Raw genomic sequence first — 18,913 nt, 5'->3', positions numbered from 1 at the left:
CCAGCCAACGGCGCAGCCCCCTCGTGGGTGGTGTCTGGGTGGTCGCGGAAAGCAGAAGCGGCGGGTGGGCCGGTCGGGTTGGGTACGCGGGGGACGCCGTGAATCCGTCCCTGGAGGCTTGGCAGCCGCATCCATGCGGCTGACTGATCTGGCCCCCGTCAGCGGACGCCAAGAAGCGATACTTTGATCGCACTTGGAGGTCCCTTATGTCCCGTATCACCCGTCGTAGCTATACCGATGAGTTCAAGCACCAAGCCGTGGAGTTGGCCGAGTCGCTCGGGCCTGCCGCAGCAGCCCGTCAGCTGGAGATGTCGGTCAAGACGCTGGCAAATTGGCTTGACGCGGTCCGTGCTGGCCGGTCTCTGACCTCTGAGGCTCGCAGGCCAACCACCGACCTGGAAAGCGAGATCAGCCGCCTTCGGGCCGAGAACGCCAATCTGAAGATGGAGCGGGAAATCCTAAAAAAAGCGGCGGCGTTCTTTGCCAGAGAGTCCAAGTGAGGTACGCCTTCGTCGCCAGTCAAAGGACTCACTACCCGACCAGGTTGTTGTGTCGGGTTCTTGGGGTTTCTGTCTCTGGATTCCATGATTACCTGCGTCGGCAATGTGCCCAAGCGTGCGATGCCGATTCGGCCCTGCGTACCGAGCTTCGGGCCATTCATGTGACCAGCAAGCGCAGTTATGGGCGACGTCGGCTGGTCAGGGCCTTACGAGCCAGGAATCATCCAGTCGGCCACAAGCGCGTGGCACGGTTAATGGCCGAGGAGCGAATCCAGGGCAAGACCAAAGGCCGATTCCGACCCAAGTCCTCCGGCGGCTCATCTCAGCTCGCCCCCAACCTGCTGGATCGGCAATTTGCCCCCGGAACCGGACCGACGGCGTGGGTCGGGGATATCACGTATGTCCCCACCCGCCAGGGATGGCTGCATCTGGCCGTGGTCATCAGCGTCCAGACCCGGCAGGTGCTGGGCTACAGCGTTTCCAAGCGTCTGACTGAAGAGCTGGTGGTGAAAGCATTTGCCAATGCCTGGGCTCTGCATCCACAACGACCCGGCCTGATCTTCCATTCAGATCGTGGTGGGCAGTACTGGGGGAACGAGTTTCGCCAGCTGCTGCAGTCCCATGACGTGGTCCAAAGCATGAGCCGGCCTGGCAATTGCTGGGACAACGCGGTGGCCGAGAGCTTCTTTGCGACGCTCAAGACAGAAGAGGCTGCCGAGCCTTACGCCAGTAGGGAACAAGCCAGCCAGTGCATCGCTGCTTACATCCACGGCTTCTACAATCCAGCCCGGCTACACTCGGCGCTGGGCTACCACTCGCCTAACAACTACGCCCGGCAGCTCCGGGCTGCCGCCTGAAACGGCTTCATGGCGTCCGTTTTCAGGGGGCCAGATCAGACACCCCCGCGTACCCAACCCGACCGCCCTCTGACAGATTTTGGCGGTCTGCCACCCACGGAGAAGCAAGAGAAAATCAAAAGCGGGTCACGGCGCTGCGCTTGCTCGTGAGCCGAGCATGGCTCGGCTCCGCACAAGGCAATGAAGCGACCCGCCAAACCGCTTTTGCTTTTGATCTTCTCTTTTCTTCTCCGTGGGTGAACGCGCCCGAAAACTGTCAGCGGCCGGGTGGGTGGGCAGTGCGGGGTGTCCGCGGCATGGATGCCGCGGCCAAGCCCCCATGGATGGGTTCACGGCGTCCCCGCACTGCCCACCCACCCGGTCAGCTCTCAGCAATCCGGCTTTCTGCGACCACCCAGACACCACCCACGAGGGGCTGCGCCGTTGGCCGGAGACTTCCTGGCGCTGCGCAATGCCCGTTGTGGAAGCGTTCTCACAACAATGCGACGCAACACGCTCTCCGACCAAAGTCCGCGAAAAACGTTATCTGGTTCACATTTTTACACTGCGTTGATCTTGATCAATGGACTTGTCGTAATCGGCCTGCACAATGGCGGCCCGTTCGGCACGGCGCGCCGTCAATCGATGCAGCGCGAGGGGCGTCGGGCGGGAGCAGTACTGATCCAACGGGTACAGGGAGCGCGGGGAACTGCCACTGGGGAGCGGCAGCCGCGCAGGTACCGACCGGATCCGGTCGCCGGTTGCGTCTGCGGGGATGGGGACGCAACCGGCCACCTCTATCTGAATGGGGAAGCTCGATCACGACGTCTTCACATTTCCCGCTGAACGCGGGCAAATCGTTGTGATTCATGGTGTTAGGGGTTTTAATTCATCCATGACCTGCTAACCTGCGACGATGATTCGACGCACTCTGGCCTGCATGCTCACCCTCGGCCTGGTCGCCTGCGCGACCCAGCCGAAGTCCCCACCGTCTTCGCCCCAGGCCAGCAGTACGCCGCGCCAGCCCGCCACCAAGGCCCACGGCCCGGCCGAAGCCGCTCCCGAAGCGGCCGCTGCTACAGCGCCGCCGGTCGATCTCACTCCGGTGCCGTTCGAGGTCGCACGGGCCCGCTTTGTTGCCGATACGGCCAAGCGCTATGGGCTGAAGCCGGAGCAGATCAGCAGCGTGCTCGATCAGGCGCAGGTGCGCCAGCCGATCATCGCCGCCATGTCGCGCCCGGCCGAACGGGTCAAACCGTGGAACGAATACCGGCCGATGTTCATCAGCAAGGCACGCATTGATGGCGGCCGCGCGTTCCTGGCCCAGCATCGTGCCGAACTGGATCGCGTGCAGCAGCGCACCGGCGTGCCGGCCGAAGTGATCGTGGCGATCATCGGCGTGGAGACCAGTTACGGGAAAAATGCCGGCAATCACCGCGTGCTCGATGCGCTGTACACGCTGGCGTTCTACTACCCGCGCAGTGGCGACCCGGCCAAGCTGGAACGCGAAGTGCGCCGCGAGCTGTTCTTCCGCGATGAGCTGGCCAAGCTGTTCGAGCTGGGCCGTGAGGAAAAGCTGGACATCACCACGCTCAAGGGCAGCTATGCCGGTGCGATGGGCATGGGCCAGTTCATGCCGTCCAGCTATCTCGATTACGCCGTGGACGGTAATGGCGATGGCCGTCGCGACCTGTTCACCAGCTACGACGATGTGTTCTCGTCCATCGCCAATTATTTCGTGAAGAAGGGCGGCTGGGTCCGTGGTGGCCAGGTGGCCGTACCGGCCACGCTGGCGCCGGGTCGCGAGGAGTTCAACCCGACCGAATGGATGCCGACCTGGTCGCTGGCCGACCTGGCGCAGCGCGGCTACCAGCCCAGCGCTGCGGTGCAGCCGGGCGCCACCGCAACGCCGATCACGCTTGAGGGCAGCACCGGCAAGCAGTACTGGCTGGGCTTCCAGAATTACTACGCGATCACCCGCTACAACCTCTCGAAGATGTACGCGATGGCCGTGTTCCAGTTGTCGCAGGCCATCGCCGGACAGGAGCTGCCCCCGGCATGAACATCAGATGGCTGGTCCCGAGCTTGATCGTCCTCGCGCTGGCTGCCTGCAGCAGTGCGCCGAAGAAGCCGGCCACGACCGGCCACGGTGGCAAGCCCAGCGGCACGGTGGTGCAGGGTCGCGGCTCGCGCCCGGCGCATTGCCCGGAGGGCTCGCCCTATGCTGCGGCCAAGGAAGACCCGAACACGCGCGGCAACTACACCGCCGGGGGGCTGTACAAGCCAGGCGTGCGTGACAGCACCCCGGACTACATTCCCAACGTCGCCTGCATTCCCGAGCCGGAAGTGACCGCCGAAGAGCGTTCGGCCATCGGCAACAAGTCGCCGTACGTGGTGCTGGGCAAGTCGTACAAGGTGCTCGACGACACCCGCAACTATGTCGAGCGCGGTACGGCCTCGTACTACGGCGCCAAGTTCCACGGCCGCCTGACCTCCAACCGCGAGGTCTACGACATGTACCAGTTCACCGCCGCGCACAAGACGCTGCCGCTGCCCAGCTTCGCCCGCGTCACCAACCTGGACAACGGCGAGTCGGTGATCGTGCGCGTCAACGACCGTGGCCCGTTCCATGATGGCCGCGTGGTCGACCTCAGTTATGCCGCCGCGGTGCGGCTGGGCATCACCCAGCGCGGTACCGGCAACGTGGAAGTGCGTGCGCTGCAACCGGGCGAGAGCAACCTGCTGGCCCAAAAGCCGTCGCGCCGCGAGCGCCGTGCCGCCGAAACGGCTGTCGCGGCGGCCAGTACGCGCCCGGTAACGGCTGCGCGTGCCACCGCCGACAGCGACATTGATCGCCTGGTCAAGCGCCTGCCGGCCGACGCCATGCCTGCGCGTGGCCAGCCGGCCACCATCCAGGGCGTGGCCAGCGCCGTGCCGGACGTGGCGGTCAGCAGCCTGCCGCCGAGCGCACCGCCGGCGCGCAGCGCCCCTGTGGCACCGGTTGCCGTCGCCAGCGCCGCGCCGCGCGCGGTCACGCCGGCGCCGGCGCGTACAACGCCGGCCACACCGACCGCCCCCAGCCTGTCGCAGCAGGTAGTGGGCGCGGTGATGGTGCAGGTCGCCAGCTTCTCCAGCCGCGACAATGCCAACCGCGCAATGGGCCAGCTCAACGCCGCCGGCATCGTCGGCGCGACCATCAGCGACATCGCCGCCGGTGGCCGCACCCTGTTCCGCCTGCGCGTTCCCGCCAGCGACCATGCCAGTGCCGCGGAACTTGTCGGCCGCATTGCCGGTCTGGGCCTGGGTTCGCCGCAGATCGTCAAGGATTGACCCACCCGGGCCGGTGCTGCCGGCCCATGCTGCCCCGGCCTTACAATGGCCACTACGTTCCACCCTCCATTCCTGGCCGTCCCCTGGAGCCTGCTGTCCAATGAATTTCCGTTCCGCCGCCACCGCCCTGGCCGCCACCCTGGTGGTGGGCCTGGCTTCCGCCCAGACCCCGCTGCCGACCCCGGCCACGCCGGCGCCCGCCGCCGCTGCCGACCCGGTCACCGTTGCCACCCCGCCGGCGCCGGTGCCGAGCGTATCCAAGGCCTGGGTGCTGATGGACTACGCCACCGGCCAGGTGCTGGCCGGCGAGAACATCCACGAGCAGCTGGCCCCGGCCAGCATCACCAAGGTGATGACGTCCTACGTGATCGCCGCCGAGGTCAAGAACGGCAAGGTCCGTGCGGATGACCAGGTGATGATGAGCGAACGCGCCTGGCGCGAAGGCGGCGCGGGTACCGACGGCAGCTACAGCGGCTTCCCGGTCAACCAGACCGCACGCCTGGAAGACATGGAAAAGGGCATGGCGATCCAGTCCGGCAATGACGCCGCGATCGCCCTGGCCGAGCACGTGGCCGGCAGCGAAGAAGCCTTTGCGTCGCTGATGAACAGCTACGCCGCCAAGATCGGCATGAAGAACTCCCACTTCGTCAACGCCCACGGCCTGACCGCCGAAGGCCACCACAGCACCGCCTACGACCTGGCGCTGCTGGGCCGCGCGATGGTGCGTGATTACCCGGAAACCTACGCGTACAACAAGATCAAGGAATTCCAGGTCGGCAACATCAAGCAACCGAACCGCAACCTGCTGTTGTGGCGCGACGGCAGCGTGGACGGCATCAAGACCGGCCACACCTCCGAAGCCGGGTACTGCCTGATGAGTTCGGCGCAGCGTGGCGACCAGCGCCTGATCGCCGTGGTATTGGGGGGGAGTCGGAAAAGCAGCGTGCCGATGACAGCCTGGCGCTGCTGAACTGGGGCTTCCGCTTCTTCGAGACCCACCGTCTGTATGAACCGGGCAAGGCCGTGGCCGAGCACAAGGTCTGGAAGGGCACCACCGACAAGGTGCAGCTGGGGGTGGCCCAGCCGATGCTGGTGAGCGTGCCGCGCGGCCGCTACAACGACCTGAAGCCGAGCATCGATGTGCCCAAGACCCTGGAAGCACCGTTCACCGCCGGCCAGAAGATCGGCACCGTGAAGGTCACCCTGGATGGCAAGGTCGTCGCCGAAGCGCCGCTGGTGGCCGTGGCCGCCGTTGAGCAGGCCGGCTTCTTCAAGCGCCTGTGGGACAGCTTCTGGATGTGGTGGGAATCGGAATGATCCACGCCCCGGCGTGGTGAACGAAAAGGCCGGCGAATGCCGGCCTTTTTCTTTGCCTGTATCGACGCTGTCGGGCCGGGTCCGGCGCGTGGAATTGGTACACGTCCGATGGGTTTGCCGGCGTGTCAGGTCGAGCATGTACGCAACAGGACTGCCGGGCACTGCGGCTTTCCGTCCCATTCCACAGGAGTACATGCCAATGACCATTCGCACGCTGATATCCGTGATTTCTCCAAAGACGCGTTGCACTGCGCGCCGCACCCCGCTGGCATTGGCGTTGGCAGGTGCCTTGATGCTGCCAGCAGCTCTGGCTGCAGCAGCGGACAGGGGGGACTGCGCCAATGAAGCAACCGATGCGGAGCGAGAGCGCTGCACCAGTGACCAGGGGGTGACGTGGTCGAGTGTGCTTGCCACCAAGGTTGAACTGGGCGATGACGCCGTAGCGGGGGCGCGCGCGACATTGCCATCGGCAATTCAGCAAGGACGGACAGCTTACTTTCGCCGGGCACTGATTCGCCGGACTACTCGATTGCGATCGGACCCGGTGCGCAGGTCGTGGGTGGAGGATCGCTGGCTATGGGCGGGGGCGCGAGCGTGCTCGGGGCCCCAACCACCAAGATGAAGGCAGTAGCCCTGGGCAATGCCAGTACTGTTTCGGCCGAAGGTGGCGTAGCGGTGGGCTACGATGCGACCGCCAGCCACAGTAACAGCGTCGCCTTGGGAGCCGGGGCGACCACCAATGCGGCCAACACGGTATCGGTGGGCAATGGCGTTGACAACCGCCGCATCACCAACATGGCTGACGGTGTGATCGCTGCAGGCAGTGCCGATGCCATCACCGGTGCGCAGCTGTTCTCGACCAATGAGCGCGTTGGGCGGGTGGAGAGTGACATCGACACGATCAAGGACGATGCCTCGAAGCTGGGTGCCCAGGTGGGTTCGCTGGAGAGCGACGTTGGCGGATTGCAGACGCGCATGTCCGGCGCAGAAGGCTCGCTGAAGACGCTGAGTGATGACGTCGCGGGCCTTGCTGACGGCTCCTCCGGCATCGTCACCCATGATTCCGGTACGGGCGTGGTGAGCGTGGCTGCCGGCAAGGGCGGTACTGTGGTGGATTTCGCAGGCGGGGATGGCTACCGGCGCCTGAGCGGCGTGGCCAACGGCGTCAACGAAGATGACGTGGTGACCATCGCGCAGCTGCGGGCGGCTGGCGCGATTGATCCCGTCAGTGGTGAGACGCTGAGCGTGCTCACTTACGACGATGCAAGTCTGTCCCGGGCCTCGCTCGGCGGAACGGGTGGCACGGTGCTGGACAAGGTCGCCGCCGGCCAGATTGGCCAGTTCAGCATGGAAGCCGTCAATGGCAGCCAGCTGTGGCAGATGAATGCCAACTGGGAAGCCCAATGGCGACAGATGGACGACCGGCTGGGTTCGATCGAGCGTGGGATCGAGGATGGTTCCATTGGTGGCCCGGGGACCGGAAATCCCGGCACGGGCAATCCGGGTGTCTCCCCCGGTACCGGTGAGGGATCGGTGGCCATTGGCGAAGGGAGCGATGCTTCCGGCAAGGGCGCGATCGGCCTTGGCAATGGAAGCGCGGCGTCCGGCGTGGGCGCAGTGGCCGTGGGCGAGGGTAGTGTGGCCTCGGGTACGGGCTCGGTGGCCATGGGCGAAGGCGCCAGTGCGACGGGCAACAATTCGGTTGCTGTCGGTGCCGGATCTACGGCTGACCGCGACAGTGAGTTCTCGGTGGGCTCCCAAGGCAATGAGCGCGTCGTCAGCAATGTCGCGGCCGGCGTACGCCCGACCGATGCGGTGAACGTGCAGCAGATGGATGATCGTTTCAAGGCCGAGCGTGAGTACACCGATGGCCGCTTCAACGCGATGGACACGCGGCTTGACCGCATGGGGGCGATCAGCGCGGCCTATGCGGGCATGGCAATCAACACCGCCGGTTTGAGCGGCGACAACCGCGTGGGTGCGGGTGTCGGTTCGCAGAACGGGCGTTCGGCGTTGGCCGTGGGTTACCAGCGGATACTGGGCGAGAAGAAGAACGTCTCGGTGTCCTTGGGTGGCGCCTTCAGTGGTAGTGACCAGAGCGTTTCTGCCGGCGCGGGTTTCAGCTGGTAGGCACGCGAGGTGTCCGCCGGGCAACACCCGGCGGAACCGAGGCTGGGCCTACAGCGCACGACTGATGGTGAAGCTGCCGAACACCGGCGCCTCGCGCTGGCCGTTGAATTCGCGCGTGCTGTGGTAGCGCGCGGCAGCGAACTTCCAGCGGCCGTACATCACCGCCACGCCGTACCCGCCGTAGGCCACCACATGACGCTTGTCCACGCTGTGACTGTTGCGGAAGGTGTTGCCATCCAGGGTGATATCGCGGATCACCCAGGCAGCGTCCGAGGTCGCGAACAGGTGCCAGGACCACCCACCGGGGCGGCCGCTGCGGGTCGGCGCCGTGTTCTCACCGGCCGGGCGCAACGGCGTGCTGCCGAAGTCGTCCGGCAGCTTCCAGCCAAAGCGCACTTCACCGCCGAAATTGGCCTTGGTTTCCAGGTTGCCGATCGACCCGCCGTAGTGGCTGATCGCGTCCCAACCCCAACCGTCGGCATTGACGCTGGCATCGCCCGGCCAGCGGCGCATGCGCTCATGGGTCAGCATGAACAGTGGTTCGTTGTGCAGCTGGTTGTCCCAACCCTTGAATTTTTCGTCGCCCAGCACGTCGTGCACGGCATTCTGCACCTGCTTGCCCTGTGCCCAGGGGCCGACCACGCCCAGTGTCAGCTGGGTGGTCTGCAGGCGGTCGCCGCTGCGCGCATTGAAACCGAAGTTCGCGATCAGCACGCCGGCGTAAGGGCGGTCGTCCTCGATCAGGTCCCTGCGAGTGAAATCGGTCGGGGTGAAGATCCCCTGGCCGATGCTGAAGATCATGTTCTGCTGTTCGAACTTGCCCGGATGCAGCCCTTCCAGGTACCGGTTCACCCAGCGCGCCATGCGCGGCAGGCAGGGGTCGTCGGTGTAATCGACCAGATTGGGGGAGACCAGGGTCAACAGCGCACCGTTGGTATAGCCCTGATCCTGGTGGCGGCCGCCGAACAGGTCGTTGTCGACGCGGAAATTGACCTGCGGCGGGTGGTCGCGCATGGCGTCCGGGCCACATTGTTCGGCCGCCTGGGCGGCAAGGGGGAGGGCAGAGGCCAGCAGGCCGGCGAGCCCGAGAGCTGCGACACTACGCATGGATGGAATGCTCATGGGGAAGGGGGCGGTTTTCAGTCGTTTTCTGCAACGCTACGGTACTCGTGCCCGCGCGTCGGAACGAGCACGTCCGGATCACTTGTCTGTTCCGAAAACAACATTGTCCGGCGGGCACAATTTGTTACCCGCGTACGCGCCGCAGGCCGGGCGTGAAGGCGGTCGCGGGCCGCCCGTACGATGTTCGCGCTGGTGATGGTCAGGAGATTGCAGTCAGCTGCCGTTGGGCCTCAGGCCCGTCCCTTTGGGCCGCCTGCAACGCAGCAGACCGCCGGTGCGGTCCTGGCGTTGATGAATACTCTTGGGTTTGTTGCCCTGCGGCCCGATAATGGGGCCATGGAAATCAAGTCCGACAACCCCGACCACGGCTTCCAGTTCCCCGGCCAGTTCGAGCTCAGCGCCATGGGCCCGGCCAACCGCGGCCTGGAGCATGAGCTTCCCCGCCTGTTGCTGGCCGCCGGCATCGATGTGGTGAACGAACGCATCAGCTGGAAGCACTCCTCCAACGGCAAGTACGTGTCCGTCCGCATCGTGTTCAAGGCCGAGAGCCGCGAACAGTACGACCTGGCGCACCAGGCGCTGCGTGACCACCCGGAAGTGAAGTGGACGCTGTAGCCGACTCCTGCCCGGCCGAAGCCGCCCCGGAGGACCGTGCGCCGCGTCCGGCGCTGGTCCGTGACCTCGGCCGACAGCTGTATGAACCGGTGTGGCGCGCCATGCAGCGCTTCACCGACCAGCGCAGCGACGCCGATGCCGACGAGCTGTGGGTGGTCGAGCACGATCCGGTGTTCACCCTGGGCCAGGCCGGCAAGGACGAGCATGTGCTGGCGCCGGGCGACATCCCCGTGCTGCACGTGGACCGCGGCGGCCAGGTGACCTATCACGGTCCCGGCCAGATCGTGATCTATCCGTTGCTGCGCCTGCCACGGCTGGGTATCGGTGTGCGCGACTACGTGTGTCGCATCGAGCAGGCGCTCATCGATACCCTGGCCGAGTGGAACATCGGCGCCGAACGCCGCGAGGGCGCCCCAGGCGTCTACGTCGGTGGTGCCAAGATTGCCGCACTCGGCATCCGTGTGCGCCGCGGCTGCACCTTCCATGGGCTGGCCTTCAACGTGGCCATGGACCTGGAACCCTTCCACCGCATCAATCCCTGTGGCTATCAGGGGTTGCAGGTGACCTCGGTGCTGGACTTGGGCGGCCCCTCCGGGATGGAGGCCGTCAAGCCAGTGCTGCTGGACCACCTGGCCCGCCAGTTTGGCCTGCTGCTGCAGCACACGCCCGAACTGCCCGATCTTTCTGCGGCCGCCTGACCGCCCCCCGGAACTGCCATGACTGAAACCACCGCCCGTTCCATTCCCCTGCAGATCGTGCAGGGCGATTCTCCGTCCACCGCGCCGTTGCAGGCCGGGGTCAAGCAGCTGGGCGGTGACAAGATCAACCGTTCGCCGGTGCAGTTCGCCGATGCGCCGGTACTGCGCAAGCCGTCCTGGATCCGCGTGCGCATTCCTTCGGGCAATGCCGTGCAGAACCTGAAGGCCAAGCTGCGCGAGAACCGCCTGGTGACGGTCTGCGAGGAAGCCAGCTGCCCGAACATCCATGAGTGCTTCGGCCACGGCACCGCCACCTTCATGATCCTCGGCGAGGTCTGCACCCGGCGCTGCTCGTTCTGCGACGTCGCCCACGGCCGCCCGAAGCCGCCGGATGCCAACGAACCGGCCAGCCTCGGCCAGACCGTGGCCGACATGGGCCTGAAGTACGTGGTGGTGACCAGCGTCGACCGCGATGACCTGCGCGACGGCGGTGCCCAGCACTTCGTCGACTGCATCACCGCCATCCGCGAAAAGTCGCCGGGTACCCGCATCGAAGTGCTGACCCCGGACTTCCGCGGCAAGGGCCGCATGGAACGTGCGCTGGAGATCCTGGCGCAGAACCCGCCGGATGTGTTCAACCACAACATCGAGACCGTGCCGGACCTGTACCGCAACGTGCGCCCGGGTGCGGACTACCAGTGGTCGCTGAACCTGCTGAAGAACTTCAAGGCGCAGCACCCGGACGTGCCAACCAAGAGCGGCATCATGCTGGGCCTGGGCGAGGACTTCGAACAGATCAAGGCCACGATGCGTGACCTGCGCGCGCACGATGTGGACATGATCACCATCGGACAGTACCTGCAGCCGACCGCGCACCATCACCCGGTGCTGAAGTACTGGACCCCCGACGACTACAAGGCACTGGAAGACTACGGTTACGAGCTGGGCTTCAGCCACGTGGCGTCCGGCCCGATGGTGCGCTCGTCGTACCACGCCGACGTTCAGGCCAAGGGCGCAGGGGTTTCCTGACACCCTCCCGGTGGGTGGGAGCTGCTTCTCCTGTGGGTGCGGACCGTTGGTCCGCACACCTCTGCCTGCGGTAGAGCCGAGCCCATGCTCGGCTGCTTGCTGCCGGCCAGCCGAGCATGGGCTCGGCTCTACATGCATTCACAATTTGCTACACCGGCCCCGCTAGGCTGGTTTTCCACCGAGCGCGGCCGGGTGACAAACCCGGCAACTTTCGGCACTGTCGGGGTGTCTGAACACCCTGCAGTCTCCCCCTTGGCAAGGCGCCTTCGAGCACGTCAATGAAATTCAAAGCCCCCGCATTCCTGATGGCCCTGGCGCTGGTCGCGCCGCTGGCGCTGGCGGCCAAGGCCGACTCGCCTGCATTGCCCGCTGCGGCGACTGCCGATCAGGTGACCACCTCCAAGCTGGTGTATGGCCTGTTGTCCGACAGTCGTTACGCCTACCGCCCGCGTGCGCTGGACGAGGCCACCTCCAAGGACGTGTTCAAGCGCTATCTGGAGACGCTGGACGGCGCCAAGCAGTATTTCACCCAGGCCGACGTGGCGCGCTTCGCGCCCTTCGAAGCCAACATCTCCTCGGCCATCCGTGGCGGCGAACTGGAACCGGCGTTCCAGGTGTTCGCGGTCTACAAGCAGCGTGTCGGCGAACGTGTGGCCTTTGCGCGCAAGCTGCTCAAGCAGGAGCCGGACTTCACCACCGACGAGCGCTTCGAGTACGACCGCAAGAAGGTGCCGTGGGCGGCCAGCAGCGCCGAGCTGGATGAGCTGTGGCGCAAGTCGGTGAAGAACGACTGGCTGCGCCTGAAGCTGGCAGGCAAGAAGCCGGACGATATCCGCAAGACGCTGGACAAGCGCTACGCGACGCTGGAAAAGTCGGTCAACGAGCTGAAGGGCGAAGACGTCTTCCAGTTCTTCATGAATTCGTACACCAGCGCGGTTGATCCGCACACCGATTACTTCACCCCGCGCACGGCCGAGAACTTCAACCAGGCGATGTCGCTGTCGCTGGAAGGCATCGGTGCGCAGCTGCAGCGCCAGGACGACGTGGTGGTGATCCGCGAGATCATCGCCGGCGGCCCGGCTGCGGTGGACGGCACGCTGAAGCCGGGTGACCGCATCGTTGGCGTTGGCCAGGGCAAGTCTGGCCAGGTCGAGGACGTGATCGGCTGGCGCATCGACGATGTGGTCGCCAAGATCCGCGGCGCCAAGGACACCCAGGTCAAGCTGGAGTTCATTCCGGCTGCCGAAGGTGCCGATGGCAAGCACCACACCCTGGTGCTGACCCGGCAGAAGGTGCGCCTGGCCGAACAGGCCGCCAAGGGCGAGACCATGACCATTCCGGCCGCCAACGGCGAGCCGGCACGGAAGATTGGTGTGATCAAGCTGCCGACCTTCTACCAGGATTTCGAAGGCCGCCGCCGCAACGCCGCCGACTATGCCTCGGCCACCCGCGACGTGGCCAAGCTGCTGGCTGGTTTCAAGAACGACAAGCTGGACGGCGTGGTGCTGGACCTGCGCAACAACGGCGGCGGTTCGCTGGATGAAGCCATCGAACTGACCGGCCTGTTCATCGAGCAGGGCCCGGTGGTGCAGGTGCGCGAGTCCGGTGGCCGCGTCACCGTCAACAGCGACCGCAACCAGGGCGTGGCGTGGGATGGCCCGCTGGCGGTGCTGATCAACCGCGGTTCGGCTTCGGCCTCGGAGATCTTCGCTGGTGCGATCCAGGATTATGGTCGTGGCCTGGTGATCGGTGAAACCAGCTTCGGCAAGGGCACCGTGCAGAACATCGTCGACCTCGACCGCTGGCCGAGTGGCGAGACCCAGCGCTTCGGCCAGGTCAAGCTGACCATCGCCCAGTTCTTCCGCATCAGCGGCAGCAGCACCCAGCACAAGGGCGTGGTGCCGGACCTGGCCTTCCCGGCCAGCGTCGATGCCACCGAGTTCGGCGAGAGCACCTACGATAACGCCCTGCCGTGGACCCGCATCGCCGCCGTGCCGCACACCCAGTACGGCAACTTCGCGCCGCTGCTGCCGAAGCTGGAGGCCCGCCACGACGCGCGAATCGCCACCGACAAGGAATTCCAGTGGTGGAACGAGGACGTGCAGCAGTTCCGGACCGAGGCGGCGAAGAAGTACATCTCGCTCAACGAGGCCACCCGTCGCGCCGAACGCGAGCGCCAGGACGCCCAGCGCAAGGAACGCCAGCTGCAGCGCAAGGAGCTGGGCCTGGCCCTGGACCCGCTGGCCGATGACAGCAGTGATGATGGCCTGACCGGCAACGAGCGCGACATCGTGAAGGATGCCGCCCGCGAAAAGGCTGCCGAAAAGCGTCCGGACCCGCTGCTGCGCGAGTCGGCCTCGATCCTGGCCGACGCGGTGAACCTGCTGGCCAATGACCGTCCGCTGTCGGCCCAGGTGCTGCCGCAGTCCACCGGCGCGGGGCGTTGGGCGGACTGAGCCGGAGACGGCGCGCGACATTCGCAGGGGCCGGCATTGCCGGCCCCTTCTTGTTTGGGAAGCCCATTCCCGGTCGCGCCGGGCCATGTCCGGACCAGTGAAGTGCCGCAAACGACTTGATCCCCTCCGTCCCCTTTTACGTGCATGAACCGGGAGCAACGTGGGGGCCATATCGACCTGCCGCACACGGGGGCGGGACTACCCTTGGTGCTTCCGTTCTCGCAGGAGTACCCATGCGGGCCTCCCGTCTTTCCAGCGCTGCCGTGGCGTGCGCCAGCGCCTTGATCCTTTCGGCCTGTGGTGGCCGCGCCGCCGACAGCACCGTGCTGCGCGAGTCTTTCGATTCCGGCGATACCTTCTCGCGCACCGTTGAGGGACGCCCCCGTGAAGCCTGCGAGGCCGCGCGCCGCACGCTGCTCAGCCAAGGCTATGCCATCGCCCGTTCCGATGATGCGCAGGTGGAGGGCAACAAGAACTTCCAGCCGCGCGAGGATGACCATGAGCAGCTGGTGCTGCGCATCTCCTGCGCCCCGCGCGGCAGCCAGACGCTGGTGTTCGTCAGTGCCGTGCAGGACCGCTACGCGCTGAAGAAGAGCCCGACCTCGGCCAGTGTCGGTGTGGGTGCGCTGGGCTCGGTGTCGCTGCCGTTCGGCAGCAACGACGACTCGCTGGTGAAGGTGGCCAGCAGCACGGTCACGGATGCCGAGTTCTATCGTCGCTTCTTCCAGCGCCTGCAGCAGTATCTGCCGGCCGCGGCGGGCACGCCATCGCCATCGCCGGCAGCGGCGCCGGAACCCGCACCGGCGGTTACGGACCAGGGCTGAGTGTGCGCGGCAGGTGGCTGATTGCAGCCCTGCTGCTGGCGCCCGCGTGGGTCGTGGCATCGCCATCCCCGGACTGTACGCAGGGCCTGCTGCAGCGGTTGGGGTGGCGCTTCGAAGAAGCGTCCCTCACTGCGCCGCAGGTGCGCGGTGGTCCCGTATGTACGCGTGCCTCGCTGGCTGATTCACAGGCGGCCGGCGACCTGCAGGTGCGGTGGCCGACGGCGTTGCCCGCTGCTGCTCGGCACGCACTTCTGCAGCAGCTGCTGGATGACCCCGCCACCGTCTGCGCCTATGCCTTTGAGCTGGGGGCGGCCACGCGGCGCGCGACTTCGGCATTGCAGGGCAATCCCACGTTCCGCTTCTCCGGCCCGCAGCTGGGATGGATCGGCTTCGGATTGCAGGGCGCACCGGCACAGGGTTGGCAGCGTACACGCAGTTTCGGTCGTGGCTTCGTGCCCCGCGCGGGCAACAGCCATGCGCTGGAGGCGTTCTACAGCGGTGCCGTGCGTGCCGAATGCGGTGTCGGCCGCCAGGTCGCACAGCTGGCCACCCAGCGAGAGCTGTATGGCGATGCTGCGTTCGACACAGGGTTCGCAGCGGAGGAACTGTCGATCGGCACCTTCCTCGCGCTGCACGACACCGACAGCATCCTGCTCGGCGCGCATGCGGGCGACTTCTTCGCCGATGGCAAGGCGGTGCGCACCTCGGCGATGGGGCGGCAGGCGTTCGTGGGCGTGCCCGGTTTCATCGAACATGTGTACGACAAAGGCACGCTGGACGACCTGAGCAACCAGGCCGAGAACTTCGTGGTGGTCGAGGTGGGCGAGGGCGCTGCGCAGGCGCTGGCACTGCACGCTGGCCTGGCCTGGTACGACCAGCGCAATGCCGAGCTCTGGAAACTGGCGCAGGACATCCCGCGCATCGGCCAGCGCTATTTCGAGCGCCTGCTGTTCGAGCGCGATCCACAGCTGCGCGCGCGCCTGGCACCGCGCTACCACGCGGCTCTGGTGCGCATGGATCAGCTGCTGGACGATCCGTTCTACCAGCAGTTCGTGATCTACGTGCATCCGCGCGGTATACGTCCTATCGGCTACCACATCGTCCGCCTGCTCGATCGCAACCCGAGAACGCCGTTTTCGATCGACCTAGCGGTGCACAATCTGCATACCACGCTCTACCGGCGTTGGCGCGAGGCGCAGCTGCGCCACTGCGCGGCTACCGGCAGGCCAGGCAGCCTGACCCTAGACCCCAACTGAAGGTGAAACAATGGATATTGCAATGATCGGCCTCGGCCGCATGGGCGCCAACATGGCCCAGCGCCTGCATCGCGGCGGCCACCGCGTGGTCGGCTACGACCCGGGCGAAAGTGCGCGCCAGCGTGCTGCAGAGGCCGGCCTGGAGGTGGTTGATTCGCTGGCCGCCGCCGTGGCCGCGCTGCCGGTGCCGCGCGTGGTGTGGCTGATGGTGCCGGCGGGTGAAACCGTCGACCAGACGCTGGGACAGCTGACCCCGCACCTGGCCGAGGGTGACATCGTCATCGACGGCGGCAACTCCAACTACCAGGACTCGATCCGTCGCGCCAAGGCGCTGGCGGAGGACGATCTGGGCTACGTCGACTGTGGCACCAGCGGCGGCGTGTGGGGCCTGCAGGAAGGCTACAGCCTGATGGTCGGTGGCGAAGCGTCGGTGGTGGAGCAGATCGCACCGCTGCTGCGCACGCTGGCTCCGGCGGAGGATCGCGGCTGGGCGCGTGTTGGTCCATCCGGCGCCGGCCATTTCACCAAGATGGTCCACAACGGCATCGAGTACGGGATGATGCAGGCCTATGCCGAAGGCTTCGCGCTGATGGAGCGCAAGCAGGAGATGGCGCTGGACCTGGCCCAGGTAGCCGAAGTCTGGCGCCACGGCAGCGTGGTGCGTTCGTGGCTGCTGGACCTGAGTGCCGAAGCCCTCAAGCGCAATCCGTCGCTGGATGGCATCGCGCCATACGTGGAGGATTCCGGGGAAGGCCGCTGGACCGTGGCCGAAGCCATCGCGCTGGACGTGCCGGCACCGGTGATCACGTTGTCGCTGCTGGAACGCCTGCGTTCGCGGGAATCCAATTCGTTCACCGACCGCCTGCTGTCGGCGATGCGCAATGAATTCGGCGGCCACGCCATCAAGAAGTCGTAAGCACTGCGGTGGGGTCAGAGCCCTTCGGCGTTGCCGAAGGGATCCGACCCCGGGCAGATCAGGGTCGGATCCCTTTCCGCAGGAAAGGGTTCTGACCCCATGCAGCCAGTCGAGCATGGCTCGACTCTACAAAAGCCGTCTCCGATCGTTGCCACGTCATCCACGCATGGCGTGGATCTACTGGTCAGTCCAACGCGATCCGCCGCCCTTCGCGCGCGCTGTCCATGCCGGCCTGCAGCAGCCGCATCAACTGCAATGCCTGCATCGGGCTGACCGTCGCTTCGCCGTCGCCGTGCATCGCCGCTGCGAACTGCGCATACAACCGACGATAGTCGCCGGGCAGGTTGTCGACGGTGCTGCGCAGAACATTGTCTTCTGCATCACAGTGCACCAGTTCGCCATGCCGGGGATCGATGCCCCATCCGGGCGCACCCGGCGCTACGCCGCGGCGCAGCTGGGCCTCCTGCACATCCAGGCCGTACTTGATCCAGCTGGCCTTGCTGCCATGCACGCTGAAGTGCGGGGCAGGGGCAGCCACCAGCGAACCGGCATGCACGATGGCGCGATGCCGTGGGTAGTGCAGTACGGCGTGGAAGTAGTCGATGCCGGCGCCACCTTGGCGCTGCACGGCCAGATCCGCATCGATGGCGTCGGGCCAGCCGAACAGCACCAGCATCTGGTCCAGCAGGTGCGGGCCGAGGTCGTACCACAGGCCACTGCCTGGCCCGTCCTGTTCGCGCCAACGGTCGCGCACCTGCGGCCGGTAGCGGTCGAAATGCGCATGGCATTCGGCCACCTCGCCCAGCGTGCCTTCGGACAGCAGCGCCTGCAGCGTGAGGAAGTCGGCATCGAAGCGCCGGTTCTGGAACACGGTGGCGATGCGGCCGGCGTCGCGTGCTGCGGCCAGTACTGTTTCCGCTTCGGCCACATCCAGCGCAAAGGGTTTGTCGACCAGCACGTGCTTGCCGGCGGCCAGCGCGGCCATCGCCAGCGGCGCGTGCTGTTCGTTCGGCGTGGCGATCACCACCGCATCCACCGCTGGATCGTCGAACACGTCCTGTGGCGTTGCACGCACGTGTACGTTGCTGAACGTGCGCAGCAACGTGTCGCGCTGCGAGCTGACGATGCTGTGCAGGACAAGGCCGGGCGTGTGCTGGATCAGAGGGGCATGGAAGACGCGGCCGGCGAGGCCGTAGCCGATCAGGGCCAGGTGCAGGTCGGGGCGCATGGCAGAGCTCCGGCAGGGGGGAAGGGCAGGGTAAACGACAGATGCGGACAGCCCAAAACTGAACCGTTGCCGTTGGAAACGCTTCGATTCACGGCGGCATGACCACGACGCCACGCCTGCTCCACGTGCGCTTGTCCAGACTGGCAGCACATCCCGAAGGAGAACGACACGATGAGCAATACCACTCGCACGCTGATTGCTTCTGCCCTGACGCTGGGCCTGGCACTGTCCTCCTCGGCCGCATTCGCCAAGGACCCGGCCGCGAAGAGCCCGCCGACCACCAGCGCACATCCGGCTACCCACGCGGATCGCCATGATTCCAACGAACCGGTGACCGACAGCTGGATCACCACCAAGGTGAAGGCGGACCTGCTGACCAGCAGCAACGTCCCGGGCACCGAGATCAAGGTGGAAACGGTGAACGGCGTGGTCAGCCTGAGCGGCACCGTGGCCACCCAGGCCGAGAAGGACAAGGCGGTCACCACCGCCAAGGGCATCAAGGGCGTGACCCGCGTCGATGCCGCCGCATTGAAGGTCAGCGCTGCCGCCAAGCGCTGAACCGGTTGGGCGTCCCGCGTGGGGCGCCCGCTGACCTGTAGACCCGAGCCATGCTCGGCTGGCACTCCAAGGCAGCCGAGCATGGGCTTGGCCCTACA

The 18,913-nt window shown here is 66.1% G+C and carries 15 protein-coding genes and 2 pseudogenes; 15 read left to right on the top strand and 2 right to left on the bottom strand.

Annotated elements, in window-relative coordinates:
- The first annotated feature begins 206 nt into the window (after positions 1-206).
- The 7 genes and pseudogenes from DL544_RS17815 to DL544_RS17790 all read left to right on the top strand — a co-directional run bounded on the left by DL544_RS17815 (position 207) and on the right by DL544_RS17790 (position 8,113).
- Positions 207-500 carry a transposase gene (locus DL544_RS17815; protein ID WP_032954795.1) on the top strand — a complete coding sequence of 98 codons (294 nt, stop codon included), beginning with the start codon at positions 207-209 and terminating at the stop codon, positions 498-500.
- Positions 497-1,357, top strand: a complete 861-nt coding sequence (locus tag DL544_RS17810; RefSeq protein WP_065185370.1) for an IS3 family transposase — start codon at positions 497-499, stop codon at positions 1,355-1,357. The genes DL544_RS17815 and DL544_RS17810 overlap by 4 nt, the downstream gene beginning before the upstream one ends.
- Before the next feature lie 895 nt (positions 1,358-2,252).
- Entirely contained in the window at positions 2,253-3,398 is a 1,146-nt protein-coding gene (mltB, locus tag DL544_RS17805; RefSeq protein WP_005419390.1) for a lytic murein transglycosylase B, read from the top strand.
- The gene (locus tag DL544_RS17800) at positions 3,395-4,666 is read left to right on the top strand and encodes a septal ring lytic transglycosylase RlpA family protein (protein ID WP_065186229.1); all 1,272 of its coding nucleotides are present in this window, start codon (positions 3,395-3,397) and stop codon (positions 4,664-4,666) included. Before mltB ends, DL544_RS17800 begins: the two co-directional genes overlap by 4 nt.
- Before the next feature lie 100 nt (positions 4,667-4,766).
- Positions 4,767-5,983: pseudogene (locus tag DL544_RS17795) on the top strand (D-alanyl-D-alanine carboxypeptidase family protein).
- A gap of 459 nt (positions 5,984-6,442) precedes the next feature.
- Positions 6,443-6,565 (top strand): annotated as a pseudogene (locus DL544_RS22570) (hypothetical protein); the annotation flags it as partial.
- Between the two features lie 36 nt (positions 6,566-6,601).
- On the top strand, positions 6,602-8,113 hold the full coding sequence (locus DL544_RS17790; RefSeq protein ID WP_164263044.1) for a YadA family autotransporter adhesin: 1,512 nt from the start codon (positions 6,602-6,604) through the stop codon (positions 8,111-8,113).
- A gap of 48 nt (positions 8,114-8,161) precedes the next feature.
- On the opposite strand, the gene DL544_RS17785 is transcribed toward DL544_RS17790, so the two are convergent.
- Positions 8,162-9,220, bottom strand: a complete 1,059-nt coding sequence (locus tag DL544_RS17785; protein ID WP_080375075.1) for a lipid A deacylase LpxR family protein — start codon at positions 9,218-9,220, stop codon at positions 8,162-8,164.
- 351 nt (positions 9,221-9,571) lie between these two features.
- Between DL544_RS17785 and DL544_RS17780 the strand changes: the two genes are divergently transcribed.
- From DL544_RS17780 to gnd, 7 genes are all read left to right on the top strand, one after another.
- Positions 9,572-9,850 carry a YbeD family protein gene (locus tag DL544_RS17780; RefSeq protein WP_005411067.1) on the top strand — a complete coding sequence of 93 codons (279 nt, stop codon included), beginning with the start codon at positions 9,572-9,574 and terminating at the stop codon, positions 9,848-9,850.
- On the top strand, positions 9,838-10,548 hold the full coding sequence (gene lipB / locus DL544_RS17775; protein WP_134955846.1) for a lipoyl(octanoyl) transferase LipB: 711 nt from the start codon (positions 9,838-9,840) through the stop codon (positions 10,546-10,548). The genes DL544_RS17780 and lipB overlap by 13 nt, the downstream gene beginning before the upstream one ends.
- An 18-nt stretch (positions 10,549-10,566) precedes the next feature.
- The gene (gene lipA, locus DL544_RS17770; RefSeq protein WP_005419370.1) at positions 10,567-11,577 is read left to right on the top strand and encodes a lipoyl synthase; all 1,011 of its coding nucleotides are present in this window, start codon (positions 10,567-10,569) and stop codon (positions 11,575-11,577) included.
- A 278-nt stretch (positions 11,578-11,855) separates the two neighbouring features.
- The gene (locus tag DL544_RS17765) at positions 11,856-14,033 is read left to right on the top strand and encodes a carboxy terminal-processing peptidase (RefSeq protein WP_005419368.1); all 2,178 of its coding nucleotides are present in this window, start codon (positions 11,856-11,858) and stop codon (positions 14,031-14,033) included.
- A 233-nt stretch (positions 14,034-14,266) separates the two neighbouring features.
- Complete coding sequence (locus tag DL544_RS17760) at positions 14,267-14,857, top strand: DUF2242 domain-containing protein (protein WP_065178039.1); 591 nt, start codon at positions 14,267-14,269, stop codon at positions 14,855-14,857.
- A 17-nt stretch (positions 14,858-14,874) separates the two neighbouring features.
- Entirely contained in the window at positions 14,875-16,113 is a 1,239-nt protein-coding gene (locus DL544_RS17755; protein ID WP_065178070.1) for a hypothetical protein, read from the top strand.
- Between the two features lie 10 nt (positions 16,114-16,123).
- The gene (gene gnd, locus DL544_RS17750) at positions 16,124-17,029 is read left to right on the top strand and encodes a phosphogluconate dehydrogenase (NAD(+)-dependent, decarboxylating) (RefSeq protein ID WP_005419362.1); all 906 of its coding nucleotides are present in this window, start codon (positions 16,124-16,126) and stop codon (positions 17,027-17,029) included.
- Positions 17,030-17,213: 184 nt separating this feature from the next.
- Here the strand turns inward: gnd and DL544_RS17745 are convergent, their stop codons facing one another.
- The gene (locus DL544_RS17745) at positions 17,214-18,257 is read right to left on the bottom strand and encodes an oxidoreductase (protein ID WP_139727680.1); all 1,044 of its coding nucleotides are present in this window, start codon (positions 18,255-18,257) and stop codon (positions 17,214-17,216) included.
- Positions 18,258-18,428: 171 nt separating this feature from the next.
- On the opposite strand from DL544_RS17745, the gene DL544_RS17740 reads away from it, so the two are divergent.
- Positions 18,429-18,815, top strand: a complete 387-nt coding sequence (locus DL544_RS17740; protein WP_053498227.1) for a BON domain-containing protein — start codon at positions 18,429-18,431, stop codon at positions 18,813-18,815.
- The last annotated feature ends 98 nt before the right edge of the window (positions 18,816-18,913 follow it).

Origin of the sequence: Stenotrophomonas sp. pho (assembly GCF_006228405.1) — a bacterium.
Classification (GTDB): Bacteria; Pseudomonadota; Gammaproteobacteria; order Xanthomonadales; family Xanthomonadaceae; genus Stenotrophomonas; species Stenotrophomonas sepilia.
The sequence above is the reverse complement of the archived record's forward strand: the minus strand, read 5'-3'. Positions and strand labels throughout refer to the sequence as shown.

Excerpts from the sequence above, each read along its gene's own strand:
- DL544_RS17815 (WP_032954795.1), top strand. The coding sequence starts at position 207 with ATGTCCCGTATCACCCGTCGTAGCTATACCGATGAGTTCAAGCACCAA.
- mltB (WP_005419390.1), top strand. The coding sequence starts at position 2,253 with ATGATTCGACGCACTCTGGCCTGCATGCTCACCCTCGGCCTGGTCGCC.
- DL544_RS17800 (WP_065186229.1), top strand. The coding sequence starts at position 3,395 with ATGAACATCAGATGGCTGGTCCCGAGCTTGATCGTCCTCGCGCTGGCT.
- DL544_RS17790 (WP_164263044.1), top strand. The coding sequence starts at position 6,602 with ATGAAGGCAGTAGCCCTGGGCAATGCCAGTACTGTTTCGGCCGAAGGT.
- DL544_RS17785 (WP_080375075.1), bottom strand. The coding sequence starts at position 9,220 with ATGCGTAGTGTCGCAGCTCTCGGGCTCGCCGGCCTGCTGGCCTCTGCC.
- DL544_RS17780 (WP_005411067.1), top strand. The coding sequence starts at position 9,572 with ATGGAAATCAAGTCCGACAACCCCGACCACGGCTTCCAGTTCCCCGGC.
- lipA (WP_005419370.1), top strand. The coding sequence starts at position 10,567 with ATGACTGAAACCACCGCCCGTTCCATTCCCCTGCAGATCGTGCAGGGC.
- DL544_RS17765 (WP_005419368.1), top strand. The coding sequence starts at position 11,856 with ATGAAATTCAAAGCCCCCGCATTCCTGATGGCCCTGGCGCTGGTCGCG.
- DL544_RS17760 (WP_065178039.1), top strand. The coding sequence starts at position 14,267 with ATGCGGGCCTCCCGTCTTTCCAGCGCTGCCGTGGCGTGCGCCAGCGCC.
- gnd (WP_005419362.1), top strand. The coding sequence starts at position 16,124 with ATGGATATTGCAATGATCGGCCTCGGCCGCATGGGCGCCAACATGGCC.
- DL544_RS17745 (WP_139727680.1), bottom strand. The coding sequence starts at position 18,257 with ATGCGCCCCGACCTGCACCTGGCCCTGATCGGCTACGGCCTCGCCGGC.
- DL544_RS17740 (WP_053498227.1), top strand. The coding sequence starts at position 18,429 with ATGAGCAATACCACTCGCACGCTGATTGCTTCTGCCCTGACGCTGGGC.